The sequence below is a fragment of the Kitasatospora cineracea genome (assembly GCF_003751605.1).
Taxonomy (GTDB): domain Bacteria; phylum Actinomycetota; class Actinomycetes; order Streptomycetales; family Streptomycetaceae; genus Kitasatospora; species Kitasatospora cineracea.
This window is the reverse complement of sequence record NZ_RJVJ01000001.1, coordinates 3739776-3757036: the sequence shown is the minus strand read 5'-3', so window position 1 is coordinate 3757036 and position 17261 is coordinate 3739776. Positions and strand designations below refer to the sequence as shown.

The 17261-nt window shown below is 73.2% G+C and carries 16 protein-coding genes; 5 read left to right on the top strand and 11 right to left on the bottom strand.

What is annotated here, in order from left to right:
- Positions 1-9 precede the first annotated feature (9 nt).
- The 8 genes from EDD39_RS17100 to EDD39_RS17065 form a co-directional block, all read right to left on the bottom strand.
- On the bottom strand, positions 10-699 hold the full coding sequence (locus EDD39_RS17100) for a spermidine synthase family protein (RefSeq protein WP_123557025.1): 690 nt from the start codon (positions 697-699) through the stop codon (positions 10-12).
- Between the two features lie 73 nt (positions 700-772).
- Entirely contained in the window at positions 773-1630 is an 858-nt protein-coding gene (locus EDD39_RS17095) for an amino acid ABC transporter permease (protein WP_123557023.1), read from the bottom strand.
- Positions 1631-1643: 13 nt separating this feature from the next.
- Positions 1644-2288: an amino acid ABC transporter permease gene (locus EDD39_RS17090; protein ID WP_123557020.1), complete on the bottom strand. Its 645-nt coding sequence runs from the start codon at positions 2286-2288 to the stop codon at positions 1644-1646.
- 61 nt (positions 2289-2349) lie between these two features.
- On the bottom strand, positions 2350-3255 hold the full coding sequence (locus EDD39_RS17085; RefSeq protein WP_208765516.1) for a glutamate ABC transporter substrate-binding protein: 906 nt from the start codon (positions 3253-3255) through the stop codon (positions 2350-2352).
- A gap of 10 nt (positions 3256-3265) precedes the next feature.
- Complete coding sequence (locus tag EDD39_RS17080) at positions 3266-3994, bottom strand: amino acid ABC transporter ATP-binding protein (protein WP_030464132.1); 729 nt, start codon at positions 3992-3994, stop codon at positions 3266-3268.
- 65 nt (positions 3995-4059) lie between these two features.
- Entirely contained in the window at positions 4060-4308 is a 249-nt protein-coding gene (locus EDD39_RS17075; protein ID WP_014134887.1) for a LapA family protein, read from the bottom strand.
- 215 nt (positions 4309-4523) lie between these two features.
- The gene (locus tag EDD39_RS17070) at positions 4524-6296 is read right to left on the bottom strand and encodes an ABC transporter ATP-binding protein (RefSeq protein ID WP_123557016.1); all 1773 of its coding nucleotides are present in this window, start codon (positions 6294-6296) and stop codon (positions 4524-4526) included.
- Positions 6297-6414: 118 nt separating this feature from the next.
- Positions 6415-8295 (bottom strand): ABC transporter transmembrane domain-containing protein, encoded by a 1881-nt coding sequence (locus tag EDD39_RS17065; protein WP_123557014.1) that lies wholly within the window; start codon positions 8293-8295, stop codon positions 6415-6417.
- A 392-nt stretch (positions 8296-8687) separates the two neighbouring features.
- Between EDD39_RS17065 and EDD39_RS17060 the strand changes: the two genes are divergently transcribed.
- Entirely contained in the window at positions 8688-9563 is an 876-nt protein-coding gene (locus tag EDD39_RS17060; protein WP_123557012.1) for an aldo/keto reductase, read from the top strand.
- Between the two features lie 168 nt (positions 9564-9731).
- On the opposite strand, the gene EDD39_RS40995 is transcribed toward EDD39_RS17060, so the two are convergent.
- Positions 9732-10556, bottom strand: coding sequence for a MarR family winged helix-turn-helix transcriptional regulator (locus EDD39_RS40995; protein ID WP_244256763.1), 825 nt, complete (start codon positions 10554-10556; stop codon positions 9732-9734).
- Positions 10557-11039: 483 nt separating this feature from the next.
- Here EDD39_RS40995 and fabG point away from each other — a divergent pair, with 483 nt between their 5' ends.
- From fabG to EDD39_RS17035, 4 genes are all read left to right on the top strand, one after another.
- On the top strand, positions 11040-11825 hold the full coding sequence (fabG, locus tag EDD39_RS17050) for a 3-oxoacyl-ACP reductase FabG (protein WP_051816991.1): 786 nt from the start codon (positions 11040-11042) through the stop codon (positions 11823-11825).
- A 152-nt stretch (positions 11826-11977) separates the two neighbouring features.
- Complete coding sequence (locus EDD39_RS17045; RefSeq protein ID WP_123557010.1) at positions 11978-12169, top strand: hypothetical protein; 192 nt, start codon at positions 11978-11980, stop codon at positions 12167-12169.
- Positions 12170-12628: 459 nt separating this feature from the next.
- Positions 12629-13498, top strand: a complete 870-nt coding sequence (locus EDD39_RS42710) for a phosphatase PAP2 family protein (protein WP_425269693.1) — start codon at positions 12629-12631, stop codon at positions 13496-13498.
- Positions 13499-13580: 82 nt separating this feature from the next.
- Positions 13581-13856 (top strand): DUF6343 family protein, encoded by a 276-nt coding sequence (locus EDD39_RS17035; protein ID WP_030460401.1) that lies wholly within the window; start codon positions 13581-13583, stop codon positions 13854-13856.
- A 3-nt stretch (positions 13857-13859) separates the two neighbouring features.
- On the opposite strand, the gene EDD39_RS17030 is transcribed toward EDD39_RS17035, so the two are convergent.
- Together EDD39_RS17030 and dxs are read right to left on the bottom strand one after the other, a co-directional pair.
- Positions 13860-15251, bottom strand: a complete 1392-nt coding sequence (locus EDD39_RS17030; RefSeq protein WP_123557008.1) for an aspartate aminotransferase family protein — start codon at positions 15249-15251, stop codon at positions 13860-13862.
- A 19-nt stretch (positions 15252-15270) separates the two neighbouring features.
- Positions 15271-17196, bottom strand: a complete 1926-nt coding sequence (dxs, locus tag EDD39_RS17025) for a 1-deoxy-D-xylulose-5-phosphate synthase (RefSeq protein ID WP_123557006.1) — start codon at positions 17194-17196, stop codon at positions 15271-15273.
- Positions 17197-17261 lie beyond the last annotated feature (65 nt).

Sequence of the window (17261 nt, the reverse complement as noted above, 5' to 3'; positions counted from 1 at the left end):
CAAGGCAGTTCAGGCGCGGCGTGCCAGGTGGACGACATCGGGCACGCCGCGCTCGACCGCGATCTCCTCGGTCCGGACGCCGGTGAACCCGGCCTCCTGCAGCGCCTGTTCGAAGGCGGCGGACGGCTGCGCGCTCCACACCGCCAGCACCCCACCGGAGTTGAGCCGGGCGGCGGCGCTCGCCAGCCCAGCCGGCCCGTACAGCCGGTCGTTCTCGGCGCCGACCGTCCAGTCCGGCCCGTTGTCGATGTCGAGGCAGAGCGCGTCGTAGCGCTCCCCCGGCCCCGCGAGGTACTCGACCAGGTCGGTGTGCAGCACCTCCACCCGGGGGTCGTCCAGCGCCCCGGCGGAGAACGCTCCCAGCGGGCCGGTGCGGTGCCAGTCGATGATCGCAGCCTCCCGCTCGGCCACCGCGATCCGCGCCCAGCGCGGCTCGGCGGCGGCGTGCGCCAGCGAGAAGCCGACACCCAGCCCGCCGATCAGCACGCTGGGACGCGCCACCGCCGCGAGTTCGTCCAGCGCGGCCCGCACCAGCAGCCGTTCGGAGCGGCCGTCGACGGTGTCCATCAGGAAGCAGCCGTTCACGATGACCTCGCAGTGCCCGCCGCGCCGCCGCAGCACCACCTCGCCGCCGGCGCTCTCCCGCCGGTCGAGCACGTCGGCCCCGGACAGGCCCTGGCGGCTGGGCAGCACGGACATCCGGCAACTCCTGGGAAGGTCGGCACCGATCGTGGACCTCCTGACCCTAACCGACCCACCCGGTCACCGACCGCTACCCCTGCGGGTCGGGCGTCAGCCCGGCCGCCGCGACCGGCGCACCGCCCTTCGCCTTCGGGCTGCGCCGCCCGCGCCGCTCCAGCCACTTGGCGAACCAGGAGAGCAGCAGACACATGCCGATGTAGACCGGGGCGACCACCATCACCACCGGGATGAACGGCAGGTCGTAGTCCAGGTTGGTGGCGATCAGCTTCCCGGCGTGCAGGAACTCCTCGTAGGTGATCAGGAACCCGAGCGAGGTGTCCTTGAGCGCCACCACCAGCTGGCTGACGATGGTCGGCAGCATCGCCCGGTTCGCCTGCGGCACCAGCACGTACGCCATCACCTGGGTCTTGCGCAGCCCCAGCGCGTACGCCGCCTCCCGCTGCCCCTTGGGCACCGCGAGCACGCCGGCCCGGAACACCTCGGCCAGCACCGAGCCGTTGTACAGCGTCAGCCCGGCGACCAGCGCCCACATCGGCGGGGCCTTGAGCGCGACGAAGATGAAGAAGATCATCACCAGCAGCGGCATCGCCCGGAAGAACTCCACCACCACGGTGGACACCCAGCGCACCACCCGGTGGTCGGAGAGCCGCCCGGCGGCGAACAGCGCACCGAAGGGCAGCGCGAACAGCGCCGTCCAGCCGAACGCCTTCAGGGTGTTGGCCAGGCCGCGCAGCAGCAGCTCCTGGACGCCCTTGTACTCGAAGGGCATCCACTTCTGGTACGTGAACTGCTGGGTGTGGAACAGCATGTAGACCACCCAGCCGATCACGGCGGCAATCACCAGCAGCGCCAGCCACCCGTACAGCCGGTGCCGGGCCAGCGCCTTCGGGCCGGGCACGTCGTACAACGCGGAGGACTCCACCGTCATCGGAACACCTCCGTCATCGGGACACCGCCACCCGTCGCTCCAGCAGGTTGAACAGGGCGCTGATCGCCAGCGTCAGGATCAGGTACCCGACCGCGATCCAGACGAAGGTCCAGACGATGCCGTAGCCCAGCTCGTTGATGGTTCGGTAGGTGCCGAGCAGTTCGACCACGCTGAACGAACCCGCGATCGCGGTGTTCTTCGCCAGCGCGATCATCACGCTGCCCAGCGGCGCGACCACCGAGCGGTACGCCTGCGGCAGGATCACCAGGCCCAGCGTCTGGGTGAACGTCAGACCCAGGCTGCGGGCCGCCTCGCCCTGCCCGACCGGCACCGTGTTCACCCCCGAGCGCAGCGTCTCGCAGACGAACGCCGAGGTGTAGCAGCCCAGCGCCAGCACCGCGAAGGTGAAGAACGGCAGCGTGATGTCGAACCGGGGCAGCCCCAGCACCACGATGAAGAACAGCAGCGTCAGTGGCGTGTTGCGCAGCACCGTCACCCACCCGGTGCCGAACGCCCGCAGCGGCCGCACCGGCGACACCCGGAACCCCGCGACCACCACCCCGAGCCCCAGCGCCAGCGCCGCGCTCACCAGGGTCAGCCACAGCGTGCCGAGGAACCCGTGCCAGTACGTGGACCAGTTGTCGGTCAGGACGTTCACCTGTCCTCCTCCCTGCTCACTGGTAGCGGTCCGACTGGTCGTGCTCTCACTGGTGACGGCCTCACTGGTAGCGGTCGATCGGCGGCGGCTCGGGCGCGGGCACCCCGGACAGGCCGAGCGTCGCCTCGTACGCCTTCTTCCAGTCGCCGTTCTGCTCGTGCCGCTGCAGCGCGTCGTCCAGCGCCAGCCGCAGCACGGTGTCGTTCTTCGGCACGCCGATGCCGTACGGCTCCTTGGAGAACGGCTGCCCGGCGATCTTCAGCTCGTCCGGGACCTTCGCCGCGTAGCCCTGCAGGATCGCGTTGTCGGTGGTCACCGCGTCGACCTGACCGGTGATCAGGTTGTCCACGCAGGCCGAGTAGGTGTCGTAGCCGATCAGCTTCGCCTGCGGGTAGTCCTGCTGGATCCGCTGGTACGGGGTCGACCCGGCGGCCGAGCAGACCTTCCGCCCGGCCAGGTCCTGCGGGCCGTTGATCTTCGTCTCGTTCTTGCGGACCAGCAGCGCCTGCCCGGCGATGAAGTACGGCCCGGCGAAGCCGACCAGCTTCTTGCGGTTGTCGTTGATGGTGTAGGTGCCCACGTAGTAGTCGACCTGCCCGTTCTGCAGCGCCGTCTCGCGGTTGGCGGAGGCGATGGTGCGGAACTCGATCTGCTCGGGGGCGAAGCCCAGGTCGGCGCCGACCATCTTGGCGATCTCGATGTCGAAGCCGGAGTACTCGCCGGTCGCCGGGTTCTTCTGCCCCAGGTACGGCTGGTCCTCCTTGGCGCCGACCACCAGGTGGCCGCGCGAGCGCGCCGCGTCCAGGGTCGGCGAACCGGTGACGGTGTCGCTGCTGCGCACCTGGTAGCTGGGCAGCGCGCTGGGCTGCGGGCCCTTCGGCGGCGGGGTGCCGTCCTTGCCGCAGCCGGACAGGCCCCCCAGCACGGCCAGCAGGACGAGCACGGACAGCACGACGTTCTTCCTCACCCGAACCACCTCAGTGCTTCAGGATCTTGGAGAGGAAGTCCCGGGCCCGTTCGCTGCGCGGGTTCGCGAAGAACTCCTCGGGGACGCGGTCCTCGACGATCCGCCCGTCCGCCATGAACACCACGCGGTTGGCGGCCGACCGGGCGAAGCCCATCTCGTGCGTGACCACCACCATGGTCATGCCCTCGGCGGCCAGCGAACGCATGACCTCCAGCACCTCGTTGATCATCTCGGGGTCGAGCGCCGAGGTGGGCTCGTCGAACAGCAGCGCCTTCGGGTCCATCGCCAGCGCCCGGGCGATCGCCACCCGCTGCTGCTGGCCGCCGGACAGCTGCGCCGGGTACTTGGCCGCGTGCGCCGCCAGCCCGACCCGCTCCAGCAGCTGCCGCCCCTTGGCCTCCGCCTCGGCCTTCCCCCGCCTGCGGACCTTGACCTGGGCCAGCGTCACGTTCTGCAGCACCGTCTTGTGCGCGAACAGGTTGAAGGACTGGAACACCATCCCCACCTCGGCGCGCAGCTTCGCCAGCCCCTTGCCCTCCGCGGGCAGCGGCTGCCCCTCGATCAGGATGCTGCCGCTCTCCACCGTCTCCAGCCGGTTGATCGCCCGGCACAGCGTGGACTTGCCCGACCCGGACGGGCCGATCACCACCACGACCTCGCCCCGGCCCACCGTCAGGTCGATGTCCTGGAGCACGTGCAGCGCACCGAAGTGCTTGTTCACCCCGCGCAGTTCGATCAGCGGCTCCCCCGCCGACCCGCCCGGCGACCCGGCCGCCGACGCCCCCGCGCTCTCCCCCGGGGCCGTCACCTGCTGCGCCGCCCCTTCAGCAGCCAGCCCAGCGCCGTCCCGGCCAGCAGCGTCGCCAGCAGCGCGATCCACAGCGGGCAGGTGACGGTGAACACCCAGAACTGGATCTTCACCTTGTCCAGGTTGGCGAACAGGAACCAGACCGCCAGCACCACGATGACGCCGATCCCGATGTACCGGGTCGGAATCCCCGCGATCTCGTTGCGCTGGGTGCCTGACGGAGAACCACCTGATGTCTTGGTCACCCCCGCAGTCTGCGCCCGCCCCCACCCACCGACCGCCGCGCCACCCCGCCGCCCCCGCCCATTCACCCGCCCCGTTCACCCGTCCGCGCTACACCCGCCCACCTGCACCGGTCCGCCTGCACCGGTCCACCTGTACCGGGCCACCAGGCACCGGCCCGCCGCCGCACCGTCCGCCGGAATCCCCGCCGGACGGTGCGGCAACAGCCCCTCCCCCGCTACCTCTCGTCCCGCCAGGACCGCCAGAGCGCCGCGTACGGCCCGCCGGAGGCCACCAGCTCCGGGTGCGGCCCGTACTCGGTGATCCGGCCCTGCTCGACCACCGCGATCACGTCGGCGTCGTGCGCGGTGTGCAGCCGGTGCGCGATCGCCACCACGGTGCGCCCGGCCAGCACCCGGGAGAGCGAACGCTCCAGGTGCCGGGCCGCCCGCGGGTCGAGCAGCGAGGTGGCCTCGTCCAGCACCAGGGTGTGCGGGTCGGCCAGCACCAGCCGGGCCAGCGCCAGCTGCTGGGCCTGAGCGGGCGTCAACGCGGTGCCGCCGGAGCCGACTTCGGTGTCCAGCCCGTCCGGCAGCGCGTCCACCCACTCCTGCGCGTCGACCGCGGTGAGCGCGGCCCGCAGCTCGGTGTCGTCGGCCTCCTCGCGGGCCAGGTGCAGGTTGTCCCGCAGGGTGCCGACGAAGACGTGGTGCTCCTGGTTGACCAGTGCGACCTCGGTGCGCACCCGCTCGGCCGGCATCCGCGACAGCTGCGCCCCGCCGAGCGTGACCAGGCCCCGGCCCGGCGCGTAGATGCCCGCCAACAGCCGGCCCAGCGTCGACTTGCCCGCCCCCGACGGCCCGACCAGCGCCACTCGGCTGCCCGGCTCGACGTCCAGCGTGATGTCGCGCAGCACGTCCGCCCCCTCCCGGTAGCCGAAGCTGACCTGCCGGGCCTCGACCCGGCGGCCGTCCGGGCGCAGCGCCGCGTCGGTCTCCGGCTCGGCGACCTCGCGGACGCCGACCAGCCGGGCCAGCGAGGTCTGCCCGATCTGCAGCTCGTCGTACCAGCGCAGGATCCGGGAGACCGGGTGCACCAGCGCCTGGGCGTACAGCACCCCGGTGGTCAGCCGGCCCGGACCGATCCAGCCGTGCAGGGCGAACAGGCCGCCCAGCACCAGGGTGCCGAGCACGGCCAGCGCGTAGGTGCCGTCCACGGTGGGGAACCAGACGCTGCGCAGCCACAGCGTGTACCGCTCCCAGGAGATCCACTCGCTGATCTTCCGGTCCGTCAGCTCCACCCGGCGGTCGCCGAGCCGCAGCGCCTCGACCGTCCGCCCGGCGTCGACCGTCTCGGCGAGCACGGTGTTGACCGCCGCGTACCCGGCCGACTCGTTGCGGTAGGACTGCGGGGCCCGCCGGAAGTACCAGCGGGAGGTGAGGACCAGCAGCGGCAGGCCGAGCACGGCGGTGGCGGCCAGCAGCGGTGAGGTGACCACCAGCGCGCCGAGCACCAGCACCACCGAGACCACGGCGACCACCAGTTCGGGCACCGCGTCGCGGACCGAGCGGGCCAGCCGGTCGATGTCGGTGGTGCCCCGGGAGACCAGGTCACCGGTGCCGGCCCGCTCCAGCACGCCGAGCGGCAGCCCCACCGAGCGGACCAGGAAGTCCTCCCGCAGGTCGGCCAGCGCCTCCTCGCCGAGCACGCTGCCGCGCAGCAGCGACAGCCCGGTGAACACCGACTGCACCACCAGCGCGGCCAGGTACCACCCGATCGCGGCGGCGATCCGCCCGCCCCCGCCCTCCACCGACAGCGACTGCACCAGCGACCCGAGCACCGCTGGCCCGACCAGCCCCGCCACCGTCGCCGCCCCGTGCAGGCCCACCACCGCAGCCAGCCCCTTGCGGTGACGCCGCAACAGCATCCGCCCGTACGCCCGCACGGCCGCGGTGGAGCCGACCGGCAGCGTGGTGGCCGGCCCCTGCTCGTGGATCTTCGGGGGCTTCACGACGTACTCCTTCGACTCTGACTCCGGCTCCGACTCCGGTTCCGACTCCGCTGGACGTGCTGGTGGACGCGCCCCCGGACAGCCTCCGCGGCAGTCCGGACCACGGACGGGCCCCCGTTCACTGCGCACCCCCCGAACCCACCGCTACCTCCGCTTCCCCTGCCTCCCCCGCCCCCGCGCCGCCCGGCGCGCCCTCGTCCCGGGTGACGACCGCCCGGTAGCGCGGGTCCGCCGCCATCAGCTCCCGGTGGGTGCCGGTGGCGGCGACCCGGCCCTGCTGGAGCAGCAGGACGGTGTCGGCCCGGTCGAGCAGCAGCGGGCTGGTGGCGAAGACCACCGTGGTGCGCCCGGCCCGCAGTTCGCGCAGGCCCGCGGCGATCCGCGACTCGGTGTGGGCGTCGACCGCGCTGGTCGGTTCGTCCAGCACCAGCACCGGCGGGTCGGCCACCAGCGAGCGGGCCAGCGCGAGGCGCTGGCGCTGGCCGCCGGAGAGCGAGCGGCCGCGTTCGGTGATCCGGGCCGCCATCGGGTCGCCCGCGCACTCGGGCGAGCCCTCGACCAGCGCCTCCAGCGCGTCCTCGGCGCGGGCGGCGGCCAGTGCCTCGGCGGGCTCGACCCGGCCGGAGCGGGGGACGTCGAGCAGCCCGGCCAGGGTGCCGGAGAGCAGCACCGGCTCCTTGTCGTGGACCAGCACCGCTGCTCGGGCGGCGGCCAGCGGCACCGCGTCCAGCGCGATCCCGCCGAGCCGGACGGAGGGCTTGGCCCGCTCTCCCTCGGCGAGCGCGGGCCGCCCGCCGAGCCGGGCCGCCAACTCCCCCGCCGCGTCCGGGTCGCCGCAGACCACCGCGGTCAGCCGCCCGGCCCGGGCGGTCAGCCCGCTGACCGGATCGTGCAGGTCCGACCGCCCGGCCCGGCGCACCAGCTCCACCGCGCCCTCGCCGTCCCCCGCACCGACCGAAACTGACGCTCCGTCACCATCCGGGCCTTCCTCGTCCAGGCCTTCCTCCCGGGTCAGCGCGAGCACCTTGACCGCCCGCCCGGCCGAGACCCGGGCGACGCTCCAGGCGTGCGCGGCCTCGCCGATCACCCGCAGCGGGGCGGCGAGGAAGGCGGTGGCGCCGTAGACGGCGATCAGCTCGCCGACCCCGATCGACCCGTCGAGGGCCAGCCGGGCGCCGTACCAGGTGACGCCGATGACGAACAGGCCGGGCAGCAGCACCTCCTGGGCCTGCATCACCGCCCAGGTGCGGGCGGTGCGGACGGCGGCGGCGCGCACCCGCTGGGAGGCGGCCCGGTAGCGGCGCAGGAACAGCTCCTCGCCGCCGATGCCGCGCAGCACCCGCAGCCCGGCGACCGTGTCGGCGGCCAGCTCGGAGGCCTTGCCGCCGAGCGCGCGCTGCTCGGTGTACCGCCGCTCGAACGGCCCGAGCAGCGGCCACACCGCGGCGGCCAGCACGGGCACGCCGAGCAGCACGGCCAGCCCGAGGCCGGGCCGGTGCCACAGCACCACGGCGCTGACGCCGAGCCAGGCCAGCACCGCGCCGTACAGCCGGGCGGTGAGCTCGACGTACCAGCCGATCTTCTCGACGTCACCGCTGGAGACGGCGACGATCTCGCCGGTGGCGATCCTTCGGCTCAACCCGCCGCCCAGCGCGGAGGCCTGACGGGCCACCAGCTGGCGGACCTGGGAGGCGGCGTGGATCCAGTTCCACACCGCCCGGCGGTGCACCAGCACCGTCATCGCGGTCTGCAGGGCGGACAGCAGCAGGGCGAGCAGGCCGGCCGCCAGCAGGGCCCGGGTGTCCCGGTCGACGACGGCCTGGACGCCGCGGCCGATCGCCACCGGCAGCGCGGCCAGCGCGCCGAGCTCCAGGGTGCTCCACAGCGTGGCGAGCAGCCGGCCCCGGGGCTGGGAGCGGCCGAGCCAGCGCAGGAACCCGCGCGGCGAACTGAGGTCCGGGCTGCCGGGATCGGGTAGCGGGAGGGGGACGAGCGGCATGGTCGCTCCGTTACGGGGTGGGGCGGGGCAGGGAGGGACGGGCCCGGCCGGGGGAGCACGGCGGGCGGCGTCGGCCGGCCGGGCCCGGTGCGGGCTCCGGCGCGTCGGAGGTGTGCGGCGGAAGGGGTGGTCGGCTCGTCACATGCGGCGAGCCTGACCGTCGCGCTGTGACGCACGCAACAGGTTTTCCGGCAGAACGGCCCGATCCGGCCGCCGACCCCGCCGGCTTTCATCCGTTCCGGGGAACTCCCCTCTCCCGGGAATAAACCGCAGCTCACCGCCGTTGCAGCCGCTCCGGAACCCCGGAGAGGCAATACGGGCAACAACAGCAGGACCAGCAGGACCAGCAGGACCAGCAGAAGCGAACCGGCAACCGAAGGGCACCCCTTCCCGTGACCAGCACCCCCGCAGTCCCCCCGATCCCCTCGATCACGCTGAACGACGGCGTGCGGATCCCGCAGCTCGGCTTCGGCGTCTGGCAGGTGCCGGACGCGGAGGCCGTCCCCGCGGTGCGCACCGCGATCGAGGCCGGCTACCGCTCGATCGACACCGCCGAGATCTACGAGAACGAGAAGGGCACCGGCCAGGCGATCGCCGAGTCCGGCGTGGCCCGCGACGAGCTGTTCGTGACCACCAAGCTGTGGAACTCGGGCACCGTCGACTGGTCCGGTCAGCAGGGCCGCGACCGGGTGCTGCGCACCTTCGACGAGTCGCTCGGCCGCCTCGGCCTCGACCGGCTGGACCTGTACCTGATCCACTGGCCGCGCCCGATGCACGGCGACGTCTTCCTGAACATCTGGCGCGCCTTCGAGCAGCTGCACGCCGAGGGCCGGGTCCGCGCGATCGGCGTCTCCAACTTCCGGGTGCCGGACCTGCGGGCGCTGCTCGCCGAGGCCGAGGTGAAGCCGGCCCTGAACCAGATCGAGCTGCACCCGTACTTCCCGCAGGCCGAGCTGCGCGCCCTGCACGCCGAGCACGGCATCGCCACCGAGGCGTGGAGCCCGCTGGGCCAGGGCAAGGACCTGCTGGCCGAGCCCGCCCTGCTGGCCGTCGCCGCCAAGCACGGCCGCACCGCGGCCCAGGTGGTGCTGCGCTGGCACCTGCAGTCCGGCGTGATCGCCATCCCGAAGTCGGTCACCCCGGCCCGGATCCGGGAGAACCTGGCCGTCACCGGCTTCGAGCTGGACGCCGAGGACCTCGCGGCGATCGACGGCATCGCCACCGGGCGGCGGATCGGCCCGGACCCGGCGGACTTCGACTGGAACTGAGAGCGGAGTTGACGCCCCGTCCGCTGACGGAGAGTCAACTCCACCGACGCCGGAGGGGGCCGAAACCCGATCGGGTTTCGGCCCCCTCCGGCACGTCCCGGGCGGTGCCGCGTTACCGGCCGGGGCGTGCTCGCCACCCGAACGACCGGGCAGCGTTTTGCAGAATCGTTACAGCCGGGCCGCCTTCGCGAGCAGCGCCAGCGCCGGTGCGTGCTCCTGCGGTTCCAGCGGGGCGAGCAGCGCCTCCTGGACCTCGCGGACCCCGGCGGTGGAGCGGTGCAGCAGCTCCTGGCCGGTCGGGGAGAGCGAGAGCAGGTTGCGGCGCCCGTCCGAGGGGTCCCGGCGGCGCAGCACCAGGCCGCGCCGGACCAGCCGGCTGACCATCTCGGCCATCGTCGCCTTGTCGAGCGAGGCCAGCTCACCGACCGTGCGCTGGTCGGCGCCCGGCTCGGTCTCCAGGGCGTCCAGCACCGCGTACTGAGGGGCCGTCAGCTCGGTGCCGACCTTCTCCGTCCAGAGCTTGGTGTGCACCTGCTGGGCGACCCGGATCAGGTAGCCGATGGCCCGCTGGGCGTCCAGCGTGGGCCTGGCCTCCCCCGGCACGGCGACCGCGGACGGCTCCAGCCGGGCTATCCGGGCCATCACCCGGACGATCTCCAGCTGCTCGTCCGGGCCGAGCGGCTCGAACAGGGTCCGCTGGACCCGGACCACGCCGCCGGTCGCCTCGCGGACGGCCTGAGCGCCGCTCTGCGAGAGGGCGAGCAGCTTGCGGCGGCCGTCGGCCGGGTCCCGGCGGCGGAGCACCAGGCCGCGCCGGACCAGCCGGGCGACCATCTCGGCCATCGTCGCCTTGTCGAGCGAGGCCCGTTCGCCGACCGTGCGCTGGTCGGCTCCGGGCTCCAGGGCCAGTACCAGCAGCACCGCGAACTGCGGAGCCGTCAGCTCGGTACCGACGTATTCGGACCACAAGCGGGTGTGCACCTGCTGGGCCACGCGGATGAGGTGACCGGGCGACTGCTGCAGTCGGCCGGGCACGCGGGTTGTCGGGATCTCCCCCAGCACCATGAAATCCGTCCCGGTGTCACGCCCGAGTGTGTGTGGGACACCCGAGCGGGGCAGTAACGGCGAGTGAGCATCCCGCTGTGAGTGAGGACGCGTCGGCCGTGCAGCCGGTGGCTGCTGGCGCACACTATACAAACGGTCGGCCTGGACTGGCAGGTAGGGGCGCAGAGTAGTCGCAGGTTCGGCGAAGTTGGCATATTTCCCCCGTATGTCGGGACCACGCCCAACCCGGTTCACCCGCTCGGCCGCTTTTCGCCCTCACCCTCCGTCACCTGCGGCGCTGCCCCTGGCCGGAAACCCTACCCGCCGGTAGGGTTGCCGCGCTGCGCGCTGCGCACCTCATTCATTTCTCATCCACGGGTCGCCGGCCCGCGCCGGTCCCGTCGTCCGACTTCGAGAGAGACGAGTACGAAGATGACCGAGCAGAGCACGTCCGTGACCGCCGACGCCCCGGTGCGGGTGGCCGTGGTGACGGGTGCGGCGCGTGGGATCGGCGCCGCCACCGCGCTCCGGCTGGCCGCGGACGGTTACGCCGTCGCCGTGGTCGACCTGGAGGAGTCCACCGCCAAGGGCACCGCCGAGGCGATCGAGGCCGCGGGCGGCCGCGCGCTGGCCGTCGGCGCGGACGTGTCGGACGCCGAGCAGGTGCAGGCCGCGGTGGACCGGATCGCCGCCGAGCTGGGCACCCCGGTGGTGCTGGTGAACAACGCCGGCGTGCTGCGCGACAACCTGCTGTTCAAGATGTCCGAGTCGGACTGGGACACCGTGATGAGCGTGCACCTCAAGGGCGCCTTCCTGATGACCCGCGCGGTGCAGAAGCACATGGTGGCGGCCGGCTTCGGGCGGGTCGTCAACCTGTCCTCCTCCTCCGCCCAGGGCAACCGCGGCCAGGCCAACTACTCGGCGGCCAAGGCCGGCCTGCAGGGCTTCACCAAGACCCTGGCGATCGAGCTGGGCAAGTTCGGCATCACCGCCAACGCGGTCGCCCCCGGCTTCATCGCCACCGACATGACCGCGGCCACCGCGGCCCGGGTCGGCATGGAGTTCGAGGCGTTCAAGCAGGCCGCCGCCTCCGCCATCCCGGTCCAGCGGGTCGGCGTGCCGGAGGACATCGCGCACACCATCTCCTTCCTCGCCTCCGAGGGCGCCGGCTTCGTCTCCGGCCAGGTCATCTACGTGGCCGGCGGCCCGCTCGACTGACCCGGCCGGCGCCGCGGCGCGCTCGTGGTGCGCCGCCCGGGGCCGGGGTCCAGACTCGATGGCAGACCTCCCGCCGCCGGCCCCGGCGGCGGGCGCGCCCCGTCGGAGGGGCCGGGCCGGCCCCTCCGACGCTCCACCCACGGAGGATCTTGATGACCGACCCCACGGACAGCGAGTCCACGCCGACCCCGGACAACCTGCTGCACACCGGGGCGGAGCACCCGGTCGACCCCGAGGACCTGGTGATGGCCTCGGGCCGCACGCCCACCCCGGCGCTGCTGGCGAAGGCCAAGAAGGACCTGGAGGAACAGGGCGCGGCGGCCGTCGAACGACTGCTGCCCTGAGCCCGGCGCCGCCCGTTCGAATCGGCGGCCGATTTCCCGGAAGCGACCCGGAAGTGACCTGGGTCACGGGAAATCGGCCGCCTCATTCGTTCTCGCACCACCGTCCGGGCTATTGGAGAAACCACCGGAATGCGGCGCCCGGGAGCGCCGGGGAGCGTGATTTCCCCCACGCACCGCACCTTTCCGGCCCCGCCGCCCCGCCCTTGAACTGCCCCTATGGAGAAACCGGGGACGACACGTCACCAGCGGGTGACAGATCCCCCGAATAGCCCGGAAGGCTCCGGGGCGACCGGTAATGTCGAAGCCGTGCCAGCCAAGCCCGAATCACCCGAGCGACAGATATCGACCGCACCGCGCGCGGTTCCGGTCCGATCCGGTCACGATCCCCACACCGGAACGACCGAATCCGCGCTCCCGTCGATCAGCCGGCGGCACGCCCTGCTCTTCGGCCTGGTCGGAGTGCTCTACCTGCTGGTGGTCCTGGCCATCCTGTACGACTCCCCGCTGGTCGACCTGGACTGGTCGCTGCAACTGCTGCGGCCGTACCGGCGCTGGCCGGACGCCCTGCCCTACCTGGACATCTGGGTGATCGCCGGACAGCGCGGCCCGACCGCGATCGCGGCCTGCCTGTGGCTGGGCTGGCGCTGCTACCGCTCGCACTCGGCGCGGCCGCTGCTGGTGATGGGCATGGCCCTGCTGCTGCTGAACGTCACGGTCGGCGGGGTGAAGATCCTGACCGGCCGGCTGGGCCCGCACTACGCGCACTACGTGGGCTCGCCCGAGCTGTTCTCCGGCGGCAGCATCTTCCCCTCCGGCCACACCGCGAACGCCGTGGTCACCTGGGGCGTGCTGGCCTACCTGGCCACCCGCTGGCGCCGCACCGGCACCGTGCTGGCGGGGCTCACCGCGGCCTCGATCGGGCTGACCACCGTCTACCTGGGCACCCACTGGATCTCGGACGTGTTCGCGGGCTGGGCGGCGGGCGCGCTGGTGCTGCTCTCGCTGCCGCTGGCCGAGCCGGCCGTCGCCGCGCTGGACCGGCGGGTGCTGGCCGCCTGGCACCGGGAGGGCCGCTTCGCCCGCCCGGCCGCCGTGCCCCGGCCGCGCCCGACCGCGTCCCCGCTCCCGCAGCCGTGGCCGTCCCACCCGCTGCCGGCCCGTCCTCAGCCCGCCCAGGCGCGCTCCACCACGCCGTCGCACACCGTCAGGTTGAGCCGGTCCGAGCGGTACTCCATGGTCAGCAGCGCGTCCGGCGCCAGCACCCGCACGGTGCGCCAGCCGCGCTCGGCGGCCAGCGCCCGGGCCGGCTCCACCGGCAGCCCCGGATAGTCGTCCAGCCGGTCGTCCATCGTTCCGCCTCCCCGTACCCGAACGGTCCTACCCTGGAAGGGTACGAGGGAGGCGGTTGCGTATGCGGCGGGCCAGGACCCCGAAGGTGTGGCTGAGCGGGACGGAGCCGGCCAACGCGCGCAGCGACCTGAAGCTGCGCTTCCTGCTGTCGGTGCTGTTCCTGCCGTTCTTCGCGCTCTGCACGGCCGGGTTCGCGGTGTGGGCCGCGCTGGCCTCCCCGCACGGCGCGCCCAGCAGCGGGACGCTGGTGGTGTTCGCGGTGGGCTGCGGGGTGCTGACCGCGGTGGCGGCGGCGGACCTGTGGGTCGTGGTGCGCCGCCGCCGCACCGAGCTGTGACCGCTACCGCGAGCCGACCGCCTGCTTGACCAGCGTCCGCCCGAAGTCCCACATCAGGCCGCTGCCGCGGTGGGCGTCGTCCATCACCTCGGTGAAGGCGTCGACGAAGCGGTCGACCTCCTTCTCGGTGACGATCAGCGGCGGGATCAGCTTGATCACCTCCAGGTGGTCGCCGGAGACCTGGGTGAGGATCCGGTGCCGCTGCAGCAGCGGGACGACCACCATCTGCGCGAACAGCCCCTTGCGGGCGGCCTGCAGCGCCGTCCAACCGGTGCGCAGCTTCAGCGACTTGGGGCGGCCGAACTCGATGCCGATCATCAGCCCGCGCCCGCGCACCTCGGCGAGCAGCTCGTACCGCTCGGTCAGCGCCGCCAGCCGGGACCGGAACAGCTCGCCGACCTTCGCGGCGTTCTCCACCACGCCCTCCTGCCGCATCACGTGCAGGGTGGCCAGTCCGGCGGCCATCGCCTGGGCGTTGGAACCGAAGCTGGCGGAGTGGACCAGCACCCGGTCCATCGAGGAGTAGACCTTCTCGAAGATCCACGACTTGCCGAGCGTCGCCCCGATCGGCACGTACCCGCCGGAGAGCGCCTTGGCCGCGCAGACCAGGTCGGGGCGGACGCCCTCCTCGGCCTGGTAGGCGAAGAAGGTGCCGGTGCGGCCGACGCCGGTCTGCACCTCGTCGCAGATCAGCAGCGCCTTGTGGGCGTGCAGCAGTTCCTGGGCGGCGGCCAGCCAGCCGGGCGGCGGGGCGAGCACGCCCTTGCCCTGGACCGGTTCGACGATCAGCGCCGCGACGTCGCCCTTCTTCAGCTCCTTCTTCAGCGCGTCGAGGTCGCCGAGCGGGATCGGGGTGTCCGGCAGCAGCGGGTCGAAGCCCTTGCGGAAACCGCCCTCGCCGTTGACCGAGAGCGAGCCGGCGGTGAGGCCGTGGAAGGCGTGGTCGCAGTACAGGACGCGGCGCTTCCCGGTGGCGTACCGGGCGAACTTGAGCGCCGTCTCGACCGCCTCGGTGCCGCTGTTGCCGAAGAACACCCGGTCCAGGCCGGGGGCGCGGGCGATCAGCTGCTCGGCGAGCAGGCCGGGCAGCGGGGAGCAGTCGAAGCGGGTCAGGTCGGCCGTCTCCAGCTCCATCACCTGCTCGATCGCGGCCCGGACGGCGGGGTGGTGCCGGCCGAGCGCGAAGATGCCGAACCCGGCGAGCATGTCGAGGTACTCGTTGCCCTCGGCGTCGTAGAAGTACGGTCCCTTGGCGCGTTCGTAGTACCGGTCGAAGCCGATGGTGTGCAGCATCCGGGGCAGCTGCGGGTTGAGGTAGCGGGCGTGCAGTTCGTAGCGCTCGCCGCCCCGGGCGTCGAGCAGGGCGGCGAGGTCGAGCGGTTCGGCCTGGGTCACGCTGGTTCTCTCCGATCGGTCACTTGCGCGGCACCCTGGGCCGGTACTCCTGGGCGCCGCTCCGCGTGCCGGGCAGCAGGCGGCGGGCGTAGGCGGCGGTCTGGGCGGCGACGCCGGTGCCGGTGAGTCCGATCTCCTCGAGGATCTCACCGCGCGAGGCGTGCGCCAGGAACTCCTGCGGGATGCCCAGGTCGCGCAGCGGGACGTCGACCTCGGCGTCCCGCATGGCCTGGGCGACGGCGGCGCCGACGCCGCCGGCCCGCCCGTTGTCCTCGACGGTGACCACCATCCGGTGCGCGGCGGCCAGCGCGACCAGGGCCGGGTCGACGGGCTTGACCCAGCGCGGGTCGACCACGGTGGCGGTGATGCCGTCGGCGGCGAGCAGCGCGGCGGCGTCCAGGCAGGCGGGCGCCATCGGGCCGACGGCGACCAGCAGCACGTCGGGGCTGGGGCCGGTGCGGGCCAGCACGTCGACGCCGCCGATCCGCTCGACCGCCGGGATCGCGGGCCCGAGGTCGCCCTTGGGGAAGCGCACCACGGTGGGCGCGTCCTCGACGGCGACGGCCTCCCGGAGCTGTTCGCGCAGCCGGTCGGCGTCGCGCGGGGCGGCCAGCCGCAGCCCGGGGACGACCTGCAGGACCGACATGTCCCACATGCCGTTGTGCGAGGCCCCGTCGTTGCCGGTGACGCCCGCCCGGTCGAGCACGAAGGTGACGCCGAGCCGGTGCAGCGCGACGTCCATCAGCACCTGGTCGAAGGCCCGGTTCAGGAAGGTCGCGTACACCGCGACGACGGGGTGCAGCCCCCCGGTGGCCAGGCCCGCGGCGGAGGCCACCGCGTGCTGCTCGGCGATCCCGACGTCGTAGGTCCGCCCGGGGTGCGCGGCGGCGAACGGCCCGAGCCCCACCGGGTGCAGCATCGCGGCGGTGACGGCGACCAGGTCGGGCCGCTCGGCGCCGAGGGCGAGCATCTCCTGCCCGAACACGGAGGTCCAGGAGGCCCCGGCGGACGGGGAGACCGGCAGGCAGGTGTACGGGTCGATCGGGCCCACCGCGTGGAAGCGGTCGGCCTCGTCCTGCTCGGCGGGCCGGTAGCCGCGGCCCTTGACGGTCAGGCAGTGCACGATGACGGGCCCGCCGAAGTTCCGGGCCTGGCGCAGCGCCTGCTCGACGGCGGCGATGTCGTGGCCGTCGATCGGGCCGAGGTACTTCAGCCCGAGGTCCTCGAACATGCCCTGCGGGGCGAAGGCGTCCTTGAAGCCCTTCTTGGCGCCGTGCAGCGCGTCGAACAGCGGCGGCCCGACCACGGGGGTGCGCTGCAGGGCGTCCTTGCCCCAGGCCAGGAAGCGCTCGTAGCCGCGGGTGGTACGCAGGGTGGCGAGGTGGTGGGCGAGGCCGCCGATGGTCGGCGAGTAGGAGCGCTCGTTGTCGTTGACGACGATGACCAGCGGGCGGTCCTCGGCCTCGGCGATGTTGTTGAGCGCCTCCCAGGCCATGCCGCCGGTGAGCGCGCCGTCGCCGATCACGGCGACGGTGCAGCGGTCGACGCCGAGCAGCTGGTTGGCCTTGGCGATGCCGTCGGCGTAGCCGAGCGCGGTGGAGGCGTGCGAGTTCTCGATCAGGTCGTGCTCGGACTCGGCCCGCGAGGGGTAGCCGGAGAGCCCGTCCTTGGCGCGCAGCCGGCTGAAGTCCTGCCGTCCGGTGAGCAGCTTGTGCACGTAGGCCTGGTGGCCGGTGTCCCACAGGACGCGGTCGTGCGGGGAGTCGAAGACCCGGTGCAGGGCGATGCTGAGCTCGACCACGCCGAGGTTGGGGCCGAGGTGGCCGCCGGTGCGGGTGACGGCGTCGATCAGGAAGTCGCGGATCTCGTCGGCGAGCACCGGCAACTGCTCGGGGTGCAGGCGTCGGAGGTCGGCGGGCCCGGTGATCCGGCTCAGCAGTGGCATGGCGTACCCCTCACGGCTGGTTCGGTGTGCGTGGACTGTCGGTGTCCAGCCTGCGGCCCGGCACG